The following is a 15940-nucleotide window of genomic DNA, read 5'->3' on the forward strand; positions in this document are numbered from 1 at the left end:
GTCAAGCTTTGATAGACCCATTAAGAAAGGAATATTGTGGAAAATATCGATCAGATTGCTGAGATGGATCGACGCTCAGTGCTGCACCCGTTCACCTATCTCAAGGACTACGCGACGGGCACAAGCGATCCGGTTATTGTCGAAACAGGGAAGGGTGTACGCATCAAGGACGCAACGGGTCGCGAGTACATCGACGGCTTTGCTGGGCTTTACTGCGTCAACATCGGATATGGGCGAACCGAAGTGGCCGAAGCCATCGCCCGTCAGGCGTATAAGCTCGCGTACTACCACAGCTACGCGTCGCATACGACGGAGCAACTGGCGAAGCTTTCGGATCGTCTCGTGAAGATGGCTCCAGGGAAGATGTCGAAGGTGTTCTATGGGCTGTCGGGATCGGATGCCAACGAGACACAGGCAAAACTCGTGTGGTACTACAACAATCTCCGCGGCCTGCCGAAAAAGAAAAAAATTATCGCCCGTGAACGGGGATATCACGGTTGCTCAGTCGTGTCGGGATCAATGACCGGATTGAGTTTCTACCATGATCACATGGATCTTCCCACTTCGCGCATTCTTCATACGGGTGTTCCGCACCATTACTGGGGTGCTGAACAGCGAGAAAGCGAGGCGGCCTTCGTGGCACGCCGGGCCGCCGAACTGGAGGCGATGATTCTGCGAGAAGGCCCGGAAACGGTGGGCGCATTCATCGGCGAACCCGTGCTTGGTACAGGGGGCATCATACCGGCGCCCGAGGGTTATTGGACGGCTATTCAGGCAGTGCTAAAGAAGTACGACGTGCTCTTGATTGCAGACGAGGTCATCACCGGTTTTGGGCGAACCGGGAAAATGTTTGGCTCGACGCTCTATGACATCGAGCCTGATCTGATCACGGTGGCAAAAGGGCTAACTTCAGCCTATGCCCCGCTGTCCGCGAGCATTGTGAGCGAGAAGGTGTATGCCGTGATGGAAGATGCAACGCCGAGCGTGGGGAGCTTCTCGCATGGCTATACCTATTCGGGCCATCCAATCGGCGTCGCCGCCGCAAACGCTGTCCTCGACATCGTTGAGGCCGAAGACATCCCCGCGAAGGCTGCATCCAACGGTGCCTACATGCTCGATCGCTTCAAGGAGCGATTCGGCGACCTGCCTTTCGTGGGCGAAGTGCGAGGCGTCGGCATGCTTGCCGCTATCGAGTTCGTTTCCGATCGAGAAAAGAAACTGCGTTTCGATCCGGCCTTGAAAGTCGGTGCCCGTATTTCACAGGCAGCGCGAGATCGCGGACTGATTGCGCGCGCAATGCCTCACGGCGACATTCTCGGTTTTGCGCCGCCGCTCACAATGACCCGAAGCGAAATCGACGAGATGGTCGATATCGCCGGGAAGGCTATCGACCAGGTCGCGCGCGAGCTGAGTAAGTCGAGCTGACTTTGACAAGTCGCGGAGCCAGACTACAGATTCTACCGACCCACGATTCGCTCCCATCAAACTGACCTTTAACATGACAGCCACTCCCATTCTCGAGATCCTTGATCTGAAAAAGCGCTTCGCAGCAGATCTGGTTCTCAACGGTATCAATCTAAAGGTGAATCAGGGCGAAGTCATTTCTCTGATCGGATCGTCGGGGTCGGGTAAGAGCACACTGCTTCGCTGCATCAATTTTCTCGAGATGCCGACTTCAGGATCGATTAGTCTGCGCGGCCAGACCGTCAAGATGGAGACCGACCGTCGTGGCGTTTTCAGCTCGTTCAATTCAGGCGCGATTCCCGAGTTTAGAAAGCAGATCGGTATGGTCTTCCAGAGCTTCAATCTCTGGCCGCATCGAACCGTAATTCAGAACGTGACCGAAGCGCTGAGGTTTGTCAAAAAGATGGGGCGTGGCGAAGCGGACGCTATTGCCATGGAAATGTTGGCGAAGGTAGGGATGGCGGAAAAGCGCGACGCCTACCCATCCCAGTTGTCGGGCGGGCAACAGCAGCGCGTAGCGATTGCTCGATCGCTGGCAATGAAGCCGGGTGTCGTGCTCTTCGACGAACCCACTTCCGCTCTCGATCCGGAGCTCGTCGGCGAGGTCCTCAAGGTCATTCGCAATCTTGCGGATGAAGGTAATACGATTTTGCTGGTCACCCATGAAATGCGCTTTGCCCGCGAAGTCTCGTCCCGAGTGATTTTCTTGCATCAGGGCAAGATTGAGGAAGACGATTCGCCTGAGGTGATCTTCACCTCCGCCAGGTCCGCTCGGGTTCGCAATTTTTTGTCGCAACACTAGTCGCTAAACTTGCTTAGCCTGGTGACTCTTAAAACGTTGATCACTGTTTGGAGAAAACTGTATGAAATGGTCTTTTCTCTCGCTCGCTATGGGCGCCGCAGTATTGTTCTCGACTTATGCGCCTGCGCAGGCGGCAACCTTGTCAGTCGGGACGGAAGGCGACGCACCGCCCTTCAGCATGGCTGATGCAAGCGGTAACGTAACTGGCTATGACGCCGACGTCGCCACTGCGATCTGCACCGAACTGAAAATGCAGTGTAAATTCGTTGTTCAGTCATTCAATACGCTGATTCCCTCGCTTTCGGCGGGTGAATTCGACGTGGTCATCTCCGGTTTGGGAATAACGGAGACACGCAAGAAACAGATCGACTTTTCGATTCCCTATGCGGGCGTCACGAAGTACTTCGCGGTCAAAAAGGGTTCTCCTCTGCTGCAGGCCACGTCGCTCGATGCAATAGGTAAGGCACTCGACGGAAAATCGGTGGGCGTCGTCAATGGCACGACCTACGCGAAGTATGTGGCTAAACACTTCGCCAACGCCGACATCAAATCCTACGACTCGGTCAATCAGATGGTCAGTGACCTGCAAAGCGGCAGACTCTATGCCGCGTTCAGTGATTCCCCGACGTGGGCCGACGTGATCAAGACGCCGGGTGGCGCGTCGATTACGCGTGTCCCGGTTGCCGTCAGGCAGAAAGAAGATCCTGAAATTCTCGGCACCGGGATGGGTGTTGGAATCCGCAAAGGTAATGCAGAGTTGAAGAAGCGCGTGGACACGGCACTGTGCACGTTGATCAAGGACGGCACGATGAAGAAGATCAGCCTCAAGTGGTTTCAGGAAGATTACACGATCCCGTGTGCGTCTTGACGTTTAAAGCAAACCGGACTTGCAGGCGTGATCTATTGGTTCCGTCTGCATACGATCAATGATAGTTTGGAAGTGACCCGCCGCGATGCTTATCGAAACCCTGCAGTTGCTGACTCAACAAGGTTGGCTGACATCCATTCTCAAGGGAAGCGTTGTTACCATCCTTCTTGGATTGCTGGGCATGCTGATCGGCATCGCCGTAGCGGTGCCACTCGCCATTGCCCGATGGCGAAGGATTCCGATTCTGTCTCCCGGGGTCGATGTTTTCACCGGCGTGATTCGTAGCGTGCCAGGTCTACTGGTCATTTATCTACTGTTCTTCGGCTCGGTTGAAACAGTAGATCGAATTGGCGTCTTTTTTGGCTTTCGAGACGAATTGCGTTCAGCCTACAGTTTCGTCATGGGAACACTGTCGATTGCTACGATTTCGGCCGCCTATTCGATTGAAGTATTGCGAGGCGCGCTGCAGGCAATTGCGCCGGGGTCTATCGAGGCAGCGCGAGCGCTCGGCTTTTCCCGCCTTACTACTTATCGACGTGTGATCGCACCACTCATGTTCCGTTACGCACTGGGCGGCCTGAACAACGTTTGGCAAATGACCATAAAGGACACGTCGCTCGTTTCGGTTGTGGGGTTGCAGGAACTCATGCGGGTCTCGGCCATTGCAGCGGGCATTACGCACAGTCCGCTCTTGTTTTACATGATCGCCGGTTTTGTTTTTCTGTTCATTACCTGGACTAGCCAGCGAACGTTCGCTTTTCTCGAACGAAGCCTGAACCGCGGATTTGCAGGAGGTAGGTAATGGGTGAACTGATTGACATGTCCTTGCCCTTGTTGCTTCAGGGAGCAAAGGTCACCCTGCTGATTGGCCTGACCGGCGTCGTTGCCGGCTTTCCCCTCGGGGTGTTGCTGGCGCTTTTGCGGATCGGTCCTCGACGCATGCTTGCGACATTGGGCGACTCATACAGCGCATTCTTTCGCGGTACGCCGATGCTCGTCCAGATTTTCATCATTTACTATGGCTTCGGTCAGGTGCAGTTCGTGCAAGATACGCCCGTTTTGTGGTGGCTATTCGGTGACAGCCTGCACTGCGCGATGATGACGGTACTTCTTAATACCGTAGCTTATACATCGGAAATTTTTCGCGGCGCATTTCTCTCCGTGCCGAAGGGGGCAATGGAAGCCGCCCTCGCATCCGGCATGTCGCCTGGCACGATCTTGCGTCGGATTATGTATCCGCTTGCGCTACGCCAGGCGCTTCCGGCATACGGCAATGAGGTGGCCATTGTGATCAAGGAGTCCAGTCTGGCATCGACCATTACAGTACTGGAAATCACGGGGCAGGCGAAACGCCTGATGAGCGAAACCTTCGCCATTGTCGAAATCTTCGCGATAGCCTCGGCGTTGTACCTGCTGATTAATTTTTTCGCCCTGCTTGCGGTACGGCTTGTGGAGCGGCAGTTGTCACACAGCGATGCAACGGCGCACCGGCCAGTAATTTGAGCGTGCCGATCTCTGTTCTCGTTGATGGCGCGCTCATTATCGCGTCATGGAGGTCTGGCTCATCACGTGGCATCGGCCAGTGGAAAAATTTCGCGAGCGAAGCTGGCTAGCGATGCAGGGTGGGAGGCGCTCCAGTAATCAGGAGCGCCTTGGAGCGCTTTGCCGCTATTCGCCGATGATATCGGAGAAGTCGATCGGTACTGAGAAGCCGACCTTGACCCGATCCATGATCACCATGGTTTTGAATCCCTTGATATCGGGATTCTCATAGAAGAATTTGCGCGTGAACTGCTCATAGTCCTCCATGCTCCGCGCCGTGACGATCAGGAGAAAGTCGGAATCGCCAGTCACGTAAAATCCGTTCATGACCTCGGGGGTCTGCCGGATCGACTGCTTGAAGCGATCGACAATGTCTGCTCTTTCGCGCTCCAGCGTTACCATCACTACGATCGAAATGGGTCTGCCCACCGCTTTGGGTTGGACAATCGACACATCCGCTTCGATCACACCGTCAGCGCGCAGTTTCTTGAGGCGACGCTGCACGGCCGTCGGCGATAATCCGGCGGCCTTTCCGATTTCCTCGGACGTCAGGCGATTATTGTGCTGAAGGAGGGTGAGGATGTTGGCATCGATTCGGTCGATAGACATCTGTCTTGGCCTTCGGAGAGCGAGGATTCGACCGGGTCCGGTCATTTCGTCGAGTATGCAGCCATGCACCTCGGCAGCAAACCAATCAGGCGGGTTGTCTGATCAGCGTGTATCTTTACCGGGAATTATAGCCTGTGCATTTTTGCGCAAATTTTCGATGTGCTGCAATAAACGACGCTATCCCGGGCACATCGGACCGGACAAGACCGAAGATAGACAAACATCCGAGGCCGAGAGAGTATCCAGCATGCCGACGTGGCGCTTACTTGTAGGTAAGTCCAACACCGCGCTACTGTTGAGGAGGATAGTCGACAGTCGCCGGGACTTAATGGTCACTCGACGACGTTAGAGGGCAGGGGATTTGATTTACGATTCGTCGGCGACGAGTGCATTGAGGCGTGGCGCAATAGTGCGCCCCGCGGTCGCAATGTCCTCGGCGACGCAGCGGCGCAATGCAGCTGCATCGCGGGCTTCAATAGCCTCGATGATCTGCCGGTGTTGCTCGTTGCCGTCATAGTCGGGGTCGTCGAGCAGCCCGTAGAAAACCGGACCCACCTGGCCCCAGAGCGTACGGATCATTTCAAGAAGCTGCGGCGAATCGGCGCGCTCGTAGATCATGAAATGAAAGAGCTGATTCGCTTCACGATAAAGTGTCTTGTCGCCGCGCTTTATCGCCTTGTCCATAATGCCGATTTGCCGCTTCAAATGTGTGACGTCGACAGACTTCAGATGAGGAAGCGCCAGTTCCGCACTCAAGCCTTCCAGTTCGCCGCGAATCCGGTAGATCTCGGCGAACTCGTCTGATGAAAGCGTCGGCACGACGATGGAGCGGTTGGGTAGCATTACGAGCAGCCGTTCCGTCACCAGTCGTTGCAGCGCTTCGCGTACCGGTGTCGTCGAGATGCCGAGCCGCTCTGCCAGAGGACGGATGACGAATGGTTCGCCTGGCCGGAAGGTGCCGGCAATCAGTCCCGCTTTTAACCGCAAATAAGTGCGGTCGTTGAGGTTCTGATGGGATAGCTTGGCGTCGAAAATGTCATTCATGGCGGATCAGAGGTGCACTCAGGTCGCGGCGTATAAGGCGATCGGTGCGACATGATATACCAAAGAGGCTGATCTGCTCGAATGGCCGACTCGTCCGTTCTTGTGCTGCCGCCAATCGGCACGGATACCCGCCCGCATGTTGTTGTGCGGGATTCGTGAATCCGGCCGACGCCAGGCTCATCAACTAGCCGGCAATTTTTCTAGCGCGACGCATGCAATTGCTCATCGAGCGTATCATCCAGTGCGTTAAGGAAGATGTCGGCATGTTCACGACTAAACGGAAGGGGCGGTCGAACTTTGAGAACATGCCCGCGCGGCCCGGAGGCGCCGATCAGGATGCCGCGGTCGCAAAGCCCGTTGACGATGCGCGTCGCGAGATTGACGTCCGGATTGTGCGTGTCGCGATCGGTGACGAGATCGACGCCGATAAAAAGTCCCGCACCGCGTACTTCGCCAATCCGCTCATAGCGCGTCGCAAGCGACGTCAAACCTTCCTTCATATAGCGCCCGACCTTGTCGGCGTTCTCCATAAGTTGTTCGTCCTGAATCACGTTCAGGACCGCAAGCCCCGCCGCACAGGAAACCGGATTGCCGCCGAAGGTGTTGAAGTAGCGCGCTTTGGCCGCGAAATCCAGCAGCACCTCCTCCTTCGCGATCAGGCCCGCGATCGGCATGCCGGCCCCCATCGGTTTTCCGAGCACGACCAGATCGGGCAGGATGCCGTGCCGCTGGAATCCCCACATCGTTTCGCCGACGCGACCAAAGCCGGCCTGCACTTCATCGGCGATAAAGAGGCCGCCTGCCTCGTGAATGGCGTCGAGCGCGGGGCGCAGGAAGCCCGCGGGGTCAGTGTAGACGCCGTCGCTTGAGAAGACCGTATCGACGACGAGTGCCGCGACCTGAACGCCGTGACGGCGCAAATCGTCGGCCGCCGCGCGTACGTTCGCCGCAAATCGGGCCGCGACGTCAACCTCGCTGCCGTGCAGCGTGGCGGGTGCCGGGATGGTCCTCACGTCGCGTCCGATCGACACGAAGTCGCCTAGCGATGGCGAAATCTCCGCGACAGCCGTCGTGATGCCATGATAAGCCGTTTCGGTCACGATCACGCCCGTGCCACCAGTGGCGTTACGGGCGACTCGCAGCGCGAGGTCGTTGGTCTCGCTGCCGGTGCACGTGAACATCACGTTCGACAACTCGGGTGGAAAGGTGGCGACAAGCTGTTCGGCGTAGTCGAGGATCAGTTCATGCAGATATCGTGTGTGCGTATTGAGTTTCGACGCCTGTTCAGCGATGGCGGATACGACGCGCGGATGGCAATGACCGACTGCAGGCACATTGTTGTAGACGTCGAGATAGCGTTTGCCTTGCGGATCGAACATCCAGACGCCTTCGCCGCGCACGAGGTGCAATGGCTTTTCGTAAAAGAGGCGATACGACGGTCCGAGGATGTTGGCGCGCCGCGTGATCAGTTTCCTCAACGCGGGATCAAGTGTCTCTACGGTGCTCGGGTCGAAACCGTTCATCATCAATGGTTTGCTCACGACAGCTTCTCCAGATTGCACGCGTCGCGCAGGCGCTGTTGCGCGACTTCGCGTGGGAGGGTTAGAAAGTGGGACAGGCCGCGCCATGCGTTGGCGTAGTTTTTAAGGATGTACGCGCTGTTTTCCGGGTGACGTTGCGCACGCCAGCCAGTAATCAGCAAGGTCGCCACGCAGCGTGCAGCGATCAGGTCGTACATCAGATCCAGTTCGACGCCCTCAAGCGGTGTGATGGCGTGATAGGCCGCGATGAATGTCGTTGCGGCATCCCACGGATCGCCGGGCATGCTCAGGTGAAACGACGCACCGACCGCGATGTCGACGGCCAGGGGGGTGAAGACCATGTCGCCGAAATCAAGCACGCCGACGATACGATCGTGATCGTTCGGATCGACCAGTGCATTAAAAACGTTAAGGTCGTTATGGACGACTTGTGCGCGTAACTTCGATAGAACCGGTTTGACTTCGCGCTCGAAGTGGTCGAAAAAATGCTGGGCTACTTTTCGCTGTTCTTCGTCTGCGACGAATCGCAACAGTGCATGCAGGGTTCCGAGATTTTTGATATCCCACGCTATCGTGTGGCCCGCCGACGGGTGGAAATAGCCCCGCAACGCGAGTCCTAGTCGGGCTAACGTTCTCGCCATCGCTTCGGTCTGGGCGAGCGAGCGCGCAGTGGTGTTCATCGGCACGCCGTCGAGAAACGTCAGCATCCGGACCGCGCGTTCCCCGCCGTTCACGCGGAGAACGAGGTGGGTCTCGCCATCGACTGATGGACAAACCTTTGGAACGGGCAAGTCCGGATCGACCATCGCGATGTGAAGAAGCGCTCCGATCTGGAAGTCGTTCATTGCGGGATCTTCCGCCGGATTGCTGATTCGTAGTGCGTAGGACTGTGCGTTGCGGTCCACGATGCGGAAATTCTGATCCCGCTCACCAGTCAGGCGATGAGCCTCCCCAATGATGCCGTAGTGCTCGCGCGCAATACGTTCTGCCTCAACCAGCGATATCTCATCGGGTTCGGCGCTTAGCGTTCCGACGTCGATCGCGGCCTCTGCGAGGGGATCGGCAATTTGCAGTGCATTCAAGTTGTCCTCGCGTCTCAGGTTTGAAGCTGTGACATGATATATCGCTATGAAATTTTTCGTCTAGCTGGATTTTCAGGTTGTCGTCGAGATTGAGTTTCAATCATAAAATATTGATTTATAACGAATAAATTGCGTTACACGTTGTCCGTGTGAGAGCTCGACAAGATTTTATTTTTCCAGAAATTCTCGGTGTATGATGCATCGAATTGGATTGATGACGGTTGTATGAGGTGCCGATCCACCCGGTGTGCCTGCCCGACGTCAACACCGCTGACGCGGGGCAGGTCATCGCTTTCGCCATGCATGACTGGGATTTGCTGATAAAAAGGAGCGTCAAATGTCGGATCTGAAGAAACCCGTTAAAGGCCGCCGATCACTCCTCCTCGCGGGCGGCGCGGCGATCGCTGGCGCGCCGCTTGTTCTGGCGGGCAAGGCACGCGCGGCAACGCCAGACTTTGCCCCGGGGTATGAGGGCTTCTCGATGTCCAAATACGATGGCGACGATTCGCTGTTGCGAATCCAGAAAAAAGGCGAATTGGTGATTGGAACGTCCAATGACTGGCCGTATTCGTATCTCGATGCAAAGACAGGCGCTTTCTCAGGCATCGACGCGGACATCATTCATGTGCTCGCGAAGATGCTGAAGATTCCGAAAGTGACGGTTGCCACCGCGTCGTTCGACGGCCTGGTGCCGGGCGTACTATCGGGGCGATTCGATATGGTCGGAGATTCAATCCATTTCACGCCAGACCGCGCGAAAGTTGTGGATTTCAGCTTTCCCACCTATTTCTACGCGGAGACGATGGTCGTCAAGAAGGGCAGCGGAATCAGCGCGCGAGACATCTCAGAGTTGAAAGGCAAATCGGCGGGTAGCATTCTCGGTACCAACTATTCGGACTGGATCCAGAAGACGCCAGGCGTTGAGTATCGCGGATATAAAGACGCGCAGTCGGTAGTGCAGGATGTCGCCAGTGGGCGACTCGATGTCGGCATTTACGATCTTCCTGTCATGGCGGCAATCATCAAGCAGTATCCGCAATGGCCCGTCGAAATCGTCAAGGCGTATGTACCGCGCACGACTAAGGTGCCGGCCAACTTCAGCCGGTATATTTTCCGCCAGCAGGACCAGCAGTTGAACATTGCCATTTCTCGGGCGTTGGAATCGATGCAGTACACGGGCCAGATGCAGGCAATCATTGCGCGCCATGGTATTGGCGAAGGCTGATCTTTAGCGATCATCTGCGGTGCGGAGCCATACTGCTTTGCACTATTCCTCCATGTTGCGCGGAATTGCCATGTTCTCCTTTCACGATCTTGGTTCGCTGCTGCCCCCTTTGCTGCAAGGCGCGTGGGTGACTGTCACCGTGTCGCTGGTGTCGTATCTGATTGCGCTAGTTTCCGGTCTTGCAATCGGGCTCGCTCGTATCTCGAAGGTCTGGCCTGTCCGGATGGCTGCTGCGGCCTACGTCCAGTTCATACGTGGCACGCCTTTGTTGCTTCAGTTGTTCTTCATCTATTACGTGCTTCCTTATGCTGGCATCGTGTTTTCGCCATTTGAAGCGGGCGTAATTGGTTTGTCGATCAATTACAGCGCGTATATGGCCGAAGTGTTTCGCTCCGGCATCGCTGCGGTCCCGCGAGGCCAGTCGGAGGCTGGTATGTCGCTGGCACTCTCGCATTTTCAGATGATGCTGTTCGTGATCATCCCGCAGGCGTTGAGGATCGTCGTATTGCCTATCGGCAACTTCTTCGTTTCGATCTTCAAGGACTCGGCACTTGTGTCCGTGATTACGATGAAAGATTTGATGTTTTCAGGCGAAATGCTCGCGTCGTCGACTTTCCGCCACTTTGAGATATTTTCGATTCTTGCCGTCATCTATTTCCTGTTGAGTTACCCGGCCGCCAAGTTGGTGGAGTGGATTGAAAAGCGATTGAACGGAGAGCGCCGCTTTGTCGCGCGCAAGCCGGCGCGCGATCCCGCTCTGCTTTCTCAGGAAGCGGGGAATTCGTTCTAACCGTTGTTGCCATCCACGGCTCTGAATTTGTCGCGATCTTCTATGGGCTGCAAAGGAAACTGAGATGCTATCCATTGAACGAACTGAAGAAAGTGCCGCCGCGATTGCGCGGCCCGTTGCGATATCCATGCGCGGCATCGATAAATGGTACGGCGCCGTCCAGGTGCTGTCGTGCATAGATCTCGACGTTCACGCAGGTGAAACGGTGGTGATATGTGGGCCGTCGGGATCGGGGAAATCCACGCTGATCCGATGCATCAACGGACTCGAATCGCATCAGAAAGGGTTCATCACGGTTAATGGCCAACAGCAGGCTGACGATCTGAAAGTCAAGAATGCGATTCGCCGCGAAGCAGGGATGGTGTTCCAGCACTTCAATCTTTATCCGCACCTCACCGTGCTGCAGAATTGCACGCTTTCTCCGCAGAGAGTGCTGAAGATGCCGAAGAAGGAGGCTCAAGCGCTGGCTGAGCGGTATCTCCACCAGGTCAGATTGTCGGAGCATGTGCACAAATATCCCGAGCAGCTTTCAGGTGGCCAGCAGCAGCGGGTAGCCATAGCACGAGCGCTTTGCATGCGACCCAAGGTGATGTTGTTCGACGAGCCTACGTCGGCGCTGGATCCGGAATTGGTGCGGGAGGTCCTCGACACGATGCGTGAGTTGGCGCGGAACGGCATGACGATGGTGTGCGTGACGCACGAGATGGCGTTTGCGAAAGCCGTCGCCGACAAGGTTGTTTTTATGGACGCAGGACGGATCGTCATGGCCGCGCCTCCAGCCGAGTTCTTCGATCGCCCGAGTCACCCGCGGCTCCGTTCCTTTTTGAGCCAGGTCACCGAGCCTGCATTCGGGTCGAGCCTGGCAGCGCAGCATTGAATCTGCTTTCAGTGGTGTGCATATCTAATGCGTCAGATAGGTGGGCATGTCGCCACGATCTGACGTATTGGCGTTGGAGCCAAACGGCAAAGCCACGGGCGTATCTTTACCGTCCACAATCGCTACGCCATCTGAATGAGAGCAGGCATGTCGTTATCCGCGATATGCGCCACCGAATAACACCACGTGAACGCTTCATGCAGCGAGCCGCTGTTTCAGCCGCGGTGCCGCGAAGTCCAGAAACGCGCGCAACTTGCGTGGGACTTGACGTTGGCTGGGATATATCAAGTTGATGGGCGTGATGGGTAGTTCGTAATCGTCCAGCACTGTCACCAAAGCGCCAGACTTGAGGTGCTCTACGATCTGATACGACAGAACGCGGGCGATTCCTCCCCCTTCTTCCGCGGCCACTACCGCACCGTCGATTGAGTTGACCATCATCCGCCAGGTGACGTCAACGACATGTGACGCGCCATTGTGGTGGAACTCCCAGCTTGTGCCGACTACCAAACCTTCGTATCCCACGCAGTCGTGCGATTCGAGGTCTGCGGGCGTTTTCGGCACCCCTCGACTTGCAAGATAGGCCGGGCTCGCGCAGAGCACCTGGCGCACTCGCCCGATGTGCAGGGCGATCATGCTGCTGTCGGGCAATGCGCCGGTACGCAGCGCGACGTCGACACGCTCTTCCAGCAGGTTCACGCTTCGGTCGGCCAGTTGCGCCCGCACGCGGATGTCCGGATAGGCCCTTAGAAATTCAGCGATGATGGGCAGGGCATGAAGACGTCCCATCACAATAGGCGTAGCAATAACCAACTCGCCCCGCGGCGCGTGGTACTCACCCGTCGTCGTTCGTTCGACCTCTGCGATTTCTTCAATGATCCGCCGACATGAGGCGGCATAGGCCTCGCCAGCCTCGGTGAGCATCAGTCCGCGATTGCAACGCAAAACCAGCCTGATCCGCAGGTGTGTTTCGAGTTCTGCCACGCGGCGACTGACAGTCGCGAGCGGGACGCCGAGCTGACGGCTAGCTGCGGAAAAACTTCCACCGTCAACTGCGGCCAACAGTATGGTCATTGCTTCAAGTCGATCCAAGCCTCTCTCCCATGGAAGGGCGCCTCTCAAATTTACCGTCTATTCGATGAATTAAAAAGTAAATACATTTTCTCGCGCGCTCTGTCTCTTCCCGAATAGTTGAAAGCGCACGAGCGTTCGCTGAAATGCCCCTTTCTCTGACATGCGAAGGTGCCCTTATGGATTTCAAAACCCTAACAATCCAGCGCAAAGGCGCCGTACTGATTGCGAGCATCATGGCGCCGCCGATGAATCTTCTCGGACCCGAACTGGTGCACGACCTTGTTTCGTTTATCTCGCAAGCAGAGGATGACGAAACCGTAAGCGTCATCGTCTTCAAGAGTGCCGATCCGGATTTTTTTATTCCGCACGTCGACGTCACTCAAATCAAGGCTTATCGCGACGAAGCCGCGAGGTTGACCGGGGAAGCCTCCATCGCGGTGCTGTTTCGCTATCTGAGCGAGAGCCGTCTTGTGAGCATCGCGCAGGTCGAGGGGCGGGTACGAGGCGCGGGGAGCGAGTTCATCATGGGCTGCGATATGTGTTTTGCAGCGAAAGAATCGGCGATCTTCGCTCAGATGGAGCCGGCCTTCGGGGTGGTGCCGGGCGGCGGTGGCGCTCAGCACCTGGTGCGGTTAATGGGTCGCTCGCGCGCGCTCGAGGTCATGTTGAGCGCGAATGACTACGATGCAGAGTTGGCTGAACGCTACGGCTGGATCAATCGCGCCCTACCTGCTACCAATCTGGATGAGTTTGTCCAGTCGCTCGCGCAGCGGATCGCACAGTTTCCCGGTGGTGGCCATGTAGCCGTGAAGCGGCGAGTCAACGCCTTGGCACTGGCACCGATCGAGGACTTTCGCCGAGATTCTGATCTGTTTGGCGAAGGTGTTCGGGAGCCGGCGGCTCAGAAGCGCATCCAAGCTGCAATCAAGCGCGGATTTCAAACCCGGGATGCGGAAATGAATCTCGGGAAGTTACTCGGCGATCTGAACGACGATTGATTTGTACGAGGACATATCGAACTGCAGCAAAGAGGATAGTCGTTTTTCCATTGAGGGGGATGGGAAAACAGCGTCACACTGCGTTCAACCCGCTGGGCTCGCATGGATTCACCCGGCGAATAGTCGCGGGTATCGCCCACGCCGTTGCTGATGCTGGTTGCCGAGCAAGATCACACGGATGGTTTGAGACCGCTTCGTGCGCTGCGGTCGATTGGTTTAAAGCGCATCTGTGAGCTGGATGGAATTGAGCGCCGCCTTACCCTGGCTGCACCCAACTTGAATTTACTGGACTCTAACTATGAAAGCAGTATCCAAATATGGCTTTATGGCCGCGGCCATTGTTGCTTCGACTGCATTCTTCGGCACTGCGGCCGCGATTGCCGCGCCGGTCAAAAACATCGTTCTCGTCCATGGCTATTTTGCCGATGGATCGGGCTGGCAGAACGTCGCCAGAATCCTGACACACGACGGCTACAACGTCGCAGTCGTCCAGGAGCCCGAAACGTCTTTTGCGGATGATGTCAAAGCGACGACGCGCGTGGTCGATGCGCAGTCGGGCCCGTCGATCCTCGTGGGTCATAGCTATGGTGGCGCCGTGATCACGGAAGCGGGAAATGACGCAAAGGTAGCAGGTCTCGTGTACGTCGCGGCCTTTGAGCCGGACTCGGGTGAAAGCGCGATGGACCTCGCCAAAAAGATGCCGTCCGCCTCCACAGCAATCAAGGCGACGGCAGACGGCTTTCTGTACCTCGATCCGGCTCACTTCCACGCCGACTTTGCCGCTGACCTGCCGGCGGCCGAAGCTGAATTCATGGCCCGTTCACAAGTGATGCCTGCGGCTGCGTCATTCGGTACGCCGGTATCTGCGGCGGCGTGGAAAACGAAGCCAAGCTGGGCAGTCGTCGCGACTGCGGATCGTGCAATCAACCCCGACCTCGAGCGGTTCATGACGAAGCGCGCCGGAAGCACCACGATCGAACTCGATTCCAGCCATGTCGCCTATATGTCCCACCCCAAGGAAGTCGCGAAGCTCATCGAGCAGGCCGCGCAGAAATCTCCGCAATGAAGGTTTAAGGTTTGGATGAGGCTAGCCCCCGAAATAGAAGTCCCGTAGAACTGCGACTTCTTCTTTCGAGAATGGGAATTGTGTCGCTGTGGGATATGTCATTTCTAATCGAAACATGTAGAAAATCCGCGCGTTTCCCCGGGAACCGTTGCCCCGTCGTTGCGGCGGGGCTTCTTCTCGCAAACCATGAATGAGTCTTTTTTTGCCGGAATTTATCACGCATTGGATTGCATCAAACTGAATTTTTTCCCATACGACGGAAGGTGAAAAATGAGCGAGCTGGATAGGAACGCCATTTGGGATAGCACTCTAACGTTGCTAGCGGCAATGTCAAAGGATCTGCAGCGAGGCAGTGAAGAATCACTCATCCCCAGGCTAACCAGAAGAGGTCAAGAATCACTCGGCAAGCCTGTCACGCCTGGTGCAACAGCTCGAATCGAATTCATCGGATGTAACTCGACCAGATCGCTTACGATCGCATGCAGAGACTCGACTGCCGGCCACTATGGCGCCCAGACGTGGAAACTTAGTCGGGCACGGCAAAGTGGGCACTGCGTGCTAACTGGCGATCGCATACGGCGTGGCGATGATATCTACAAACCGTCGACGCGTGGCCATTTCCCCCATAACGCCGATTGGATGATGCTGGCGTCCAAGATTCCTCGGGATCTGAAGCAAACGCTCGGCGATTCATTCGACGCTCACGACTATCGTGTAGCGCAAAATCTTTATTTTTGCTCTTCCGCCGTGCATTCGCGATAAACCGAACCGCAAGCACGTGGCCGACTTAAACGCCGGACAACCAGAATCTTCAGACCGCCGGGCCGCGCGACCCGGCACTGCTCCAGAACGTATGGTGCCTGGCGAAGCTCGCGTACTTCGACCGGGAAGGTATTCCGGTGCGTCCTCGCTAGCCCATCATTTTTTTTGCTTCTGCACTCCGTCACCGCTCCGGCGA

16 protein-coding genes are annotated in these 15940 nt (G+C 56.4%); 11 read left to right on the plus strand and 5 right to left on the minus strand.

Annotated elements, in window-relative coordinates:
• Positions 1–36 precede the first annotated feature (36 nt).
• The 5 genes from BMY06_RS25835 to BMY06_RS25855 all read left to right on the plus strand — a co-directional run bounded on the left by BMY06_RS25835 (position 37) and on the right by BMY06_RS25855 (position 4637).
• Positions 37–1425, plus strand: coding sequence for an aminotransferase (locus BMY06_RS25835; protein WP_074986106.1), 1389 nt, complete (start codon positions 37–39; stop codon positions 1423–1425).
• A gap of 73 nt (positions 1426–1498) precedes the next feature.
• Positions 1499–2266 carry an amino acid ABC transporter ATP-binding protein gene (locus BMY06_RS25840; protein WP_074986108.1) on the plus strand — a complete coding sequence of 256 codons (768 nt, stop codon included), beginning with the start codon at positions 1499–1501 and terminating at the stop codon, positions 2264–2266.
• A gap of 61 nt (positions 2267–2327) precedes the next feature.
• A complete protein-coding gene (locus tag BMY06_RS25845; RefSeq protein WP_074986110.1) occupies positions 2328–3134 on the plus strand; it encodes a transporter substrate-binding domain-containing protein in 807 nt (268 codons plus the stop codon).
• 85 nt (positions 3135–3219) lie between these two features.
• The gene (locus BMY06_RS25850; RefSeq protein ID WP_074986112.1) at positions 3220–3936 is read left to right on the plus strand and encodes an ABC transporter permease subunit; all 717 of its coding nucleotides are present in this window, start codon (positions 3220–3222) and stop codon (positions 3934–3936) included.
• Entirely contained in the window at positions 3936–4637 is a 702-nt protein-coding gene (locus BMY06_RS25855; protein WP_074986114.1) for an ABC transporter permease, read from the plus strand. Before BMY06_RS25850 ends, BMY06_RS25855 begins: the two co-directional genes overlap by 1 nt.
• Positions 4638–4802: 165 nt before the next feature.
• Here BMY06_RS25855 and BMY06_RS25860 read toward each other — a convergent pair whose 3' ends face one another.
• The 4 genes from BMY06_RS25860 to BMY06_RS25875 form a co-directional block, all read right to left on the minus strand.
• Positions 4803–5285 carry an Lrp/AsnC family transcriptional regulator gene (locus BMY06_RS25860; protein WP_074986116.1) on the minus strand — a complete coding sequence of 161 codons (483 nt, stop codon included), beginning with the start codon at positions 5283–5285 and terminating at the stop codon, positions 4803–4805.
• Between the two features lie 366 nt (positions 5286–5651).
• The gene (locus tag BMY06_RS25865; RefSeq protein WP_074986117.1) at positions 5652–6329 is read right to left on the minus strand and encodes a GntR family transcriptional regulator; all 678 of its coding nucleotides are present in this window, start codon (positions 6327–6329) and stop codon (positions 5652–5654) included.
• 200 nt (positions 6330–6529) lie between these two features.
• On the minus strand, positions 6530–7855 hold the full coding sequence (locus tag BMY06_RS25870) for an aspartate aminotransferase family protein (protein ID WP_074986118.1): 1326 nt from the start codon (positions 7853–7855) through the stop codon (positions 6530–6532).
• A gap of 11 nt (positions 7856–7866) precedes the next feature.
• Entirely contained in the window at positions 7867–8952 is a 1086-nt protein-coding gene (locus BMY06_RS25875) for a phosphotransferase (RefSeq protein ID WP_161495553.1), read from the minus strand.
• A 337-nt stretch (positions 8953–9289) separates the two neighbouring features.
• On the opposite strand from BMY06_RS25875, the gene BMY06_RS25880 reads away from it, so the two are divergent.
• The 3 genes from BMY06_RS25880 to BMY06_RS25890 all read left to right on the plus strand — a co-directional run bounded on the left by BMY06_RS25880 (position 9290) and on the right by BMY06_RS25890 (position 11844).
• Positions 9290–10177, plus strand: a complete 888-nt coding sequence (locus tag BMY06_RS25880; protein WP_074986120.1) for a substrate-binding periplasmic protein — start codon at positions 9290–9292, stop codon at positions 10175–10177.
• A 70-nt stretch (positions 10178–10247) separates the two neighbouring features.
• Entirely contained in the window at positions 10248–10967 is a 720-nt protein-coding gene (locus tag BMY06_RS25885; protein WP_074986122.1) for an amino acid ABC transporter permease, read from the plus strand.
• Between the two features lie 64 nt (positions 10968–11031).
• The gene (locus BMY06_RS25890; RefSeq protein WP_074986124.1) at positions 11032–11844 is read left to right on the plus strand and encodes an amino acid ABC transporter ATP-binding protein; all 813 of its coding nucleotides are present in this window, start codon (positions 11032–11034) and stop codon (positions 11842–11844) included.
• Positions 11845–12039: 195 nt separating this feature from the next.
• On the opposite strand, the gene BMY06_RS25895 is transcribed toward BMY06_RS25890, so the two are convergent.
• Positions 12040–12918, minus strand: a complete 879-nt coding sequence (locus BMY06_RS25895) for a LysR family transcriptional regulator (protein ID WP_208490373.1) — start codon at positions 12916–12918, stop codon at positions 12040–12042.
• Positions 12919–13094: 176 nt separating this feature from the next.
• Here BMY06_RS25895 and BMY06_RS25900 point away from each other — a divergent pair, with 176 nt between their 5' ends.
• The 3 genes from BMY06_RS25900 (at position 13095) to BMY06_RS40665 (ending at position 15744) form a co-directional block, all read left to right on the plus strand.
• Positions 13095–13916 (plus strand): enoyl-CoA hydratase/isomerase family protein, encoded by an 822-nt coding sequence (locus BMY06_RS25900; protein ID WP_074986283.1) that lies wholly within the window; start codon positions 13095–13097, stop codon positions 13914–13916.
• A gap of 298 nt (positions 13917–14214) precedes the next feature.
• Complete coding sequence (locus tag BMY06_RS25905; RefSeq protein WP_080180383.1) at positions 14215–14982, plus strand: alpha/beta hydrolase; 768 nt, start codon at positions 14215–14217, stop codon at positions 14980–14982.
• Between the two features lie 327 nt (positions 14983–15309).
• A complete protein-coding gene (locus BMY06_RS40665) occupies positions 15310–15744 on the plus strand; it encodes a DUF3331 domain-containing protein (protein ID WP_408592210.1) in 435 nt (144 codons plus the stop codon).
• The last annotated feature ends 196 nt before the right edge of the window (positions 15745–15940 follow it).

The organism is Paraburkholderia tropica, from assembly GCF_900109265.1.
In the GTDB taxonomy this organism is placed as follows: domain Bacteria; phylum Pseudomonadota; class Gammaproteobacteria; order Burkholderiales; family Burkholderiaceae; genus Paraburkholderia; species Paraburkholderia tropica.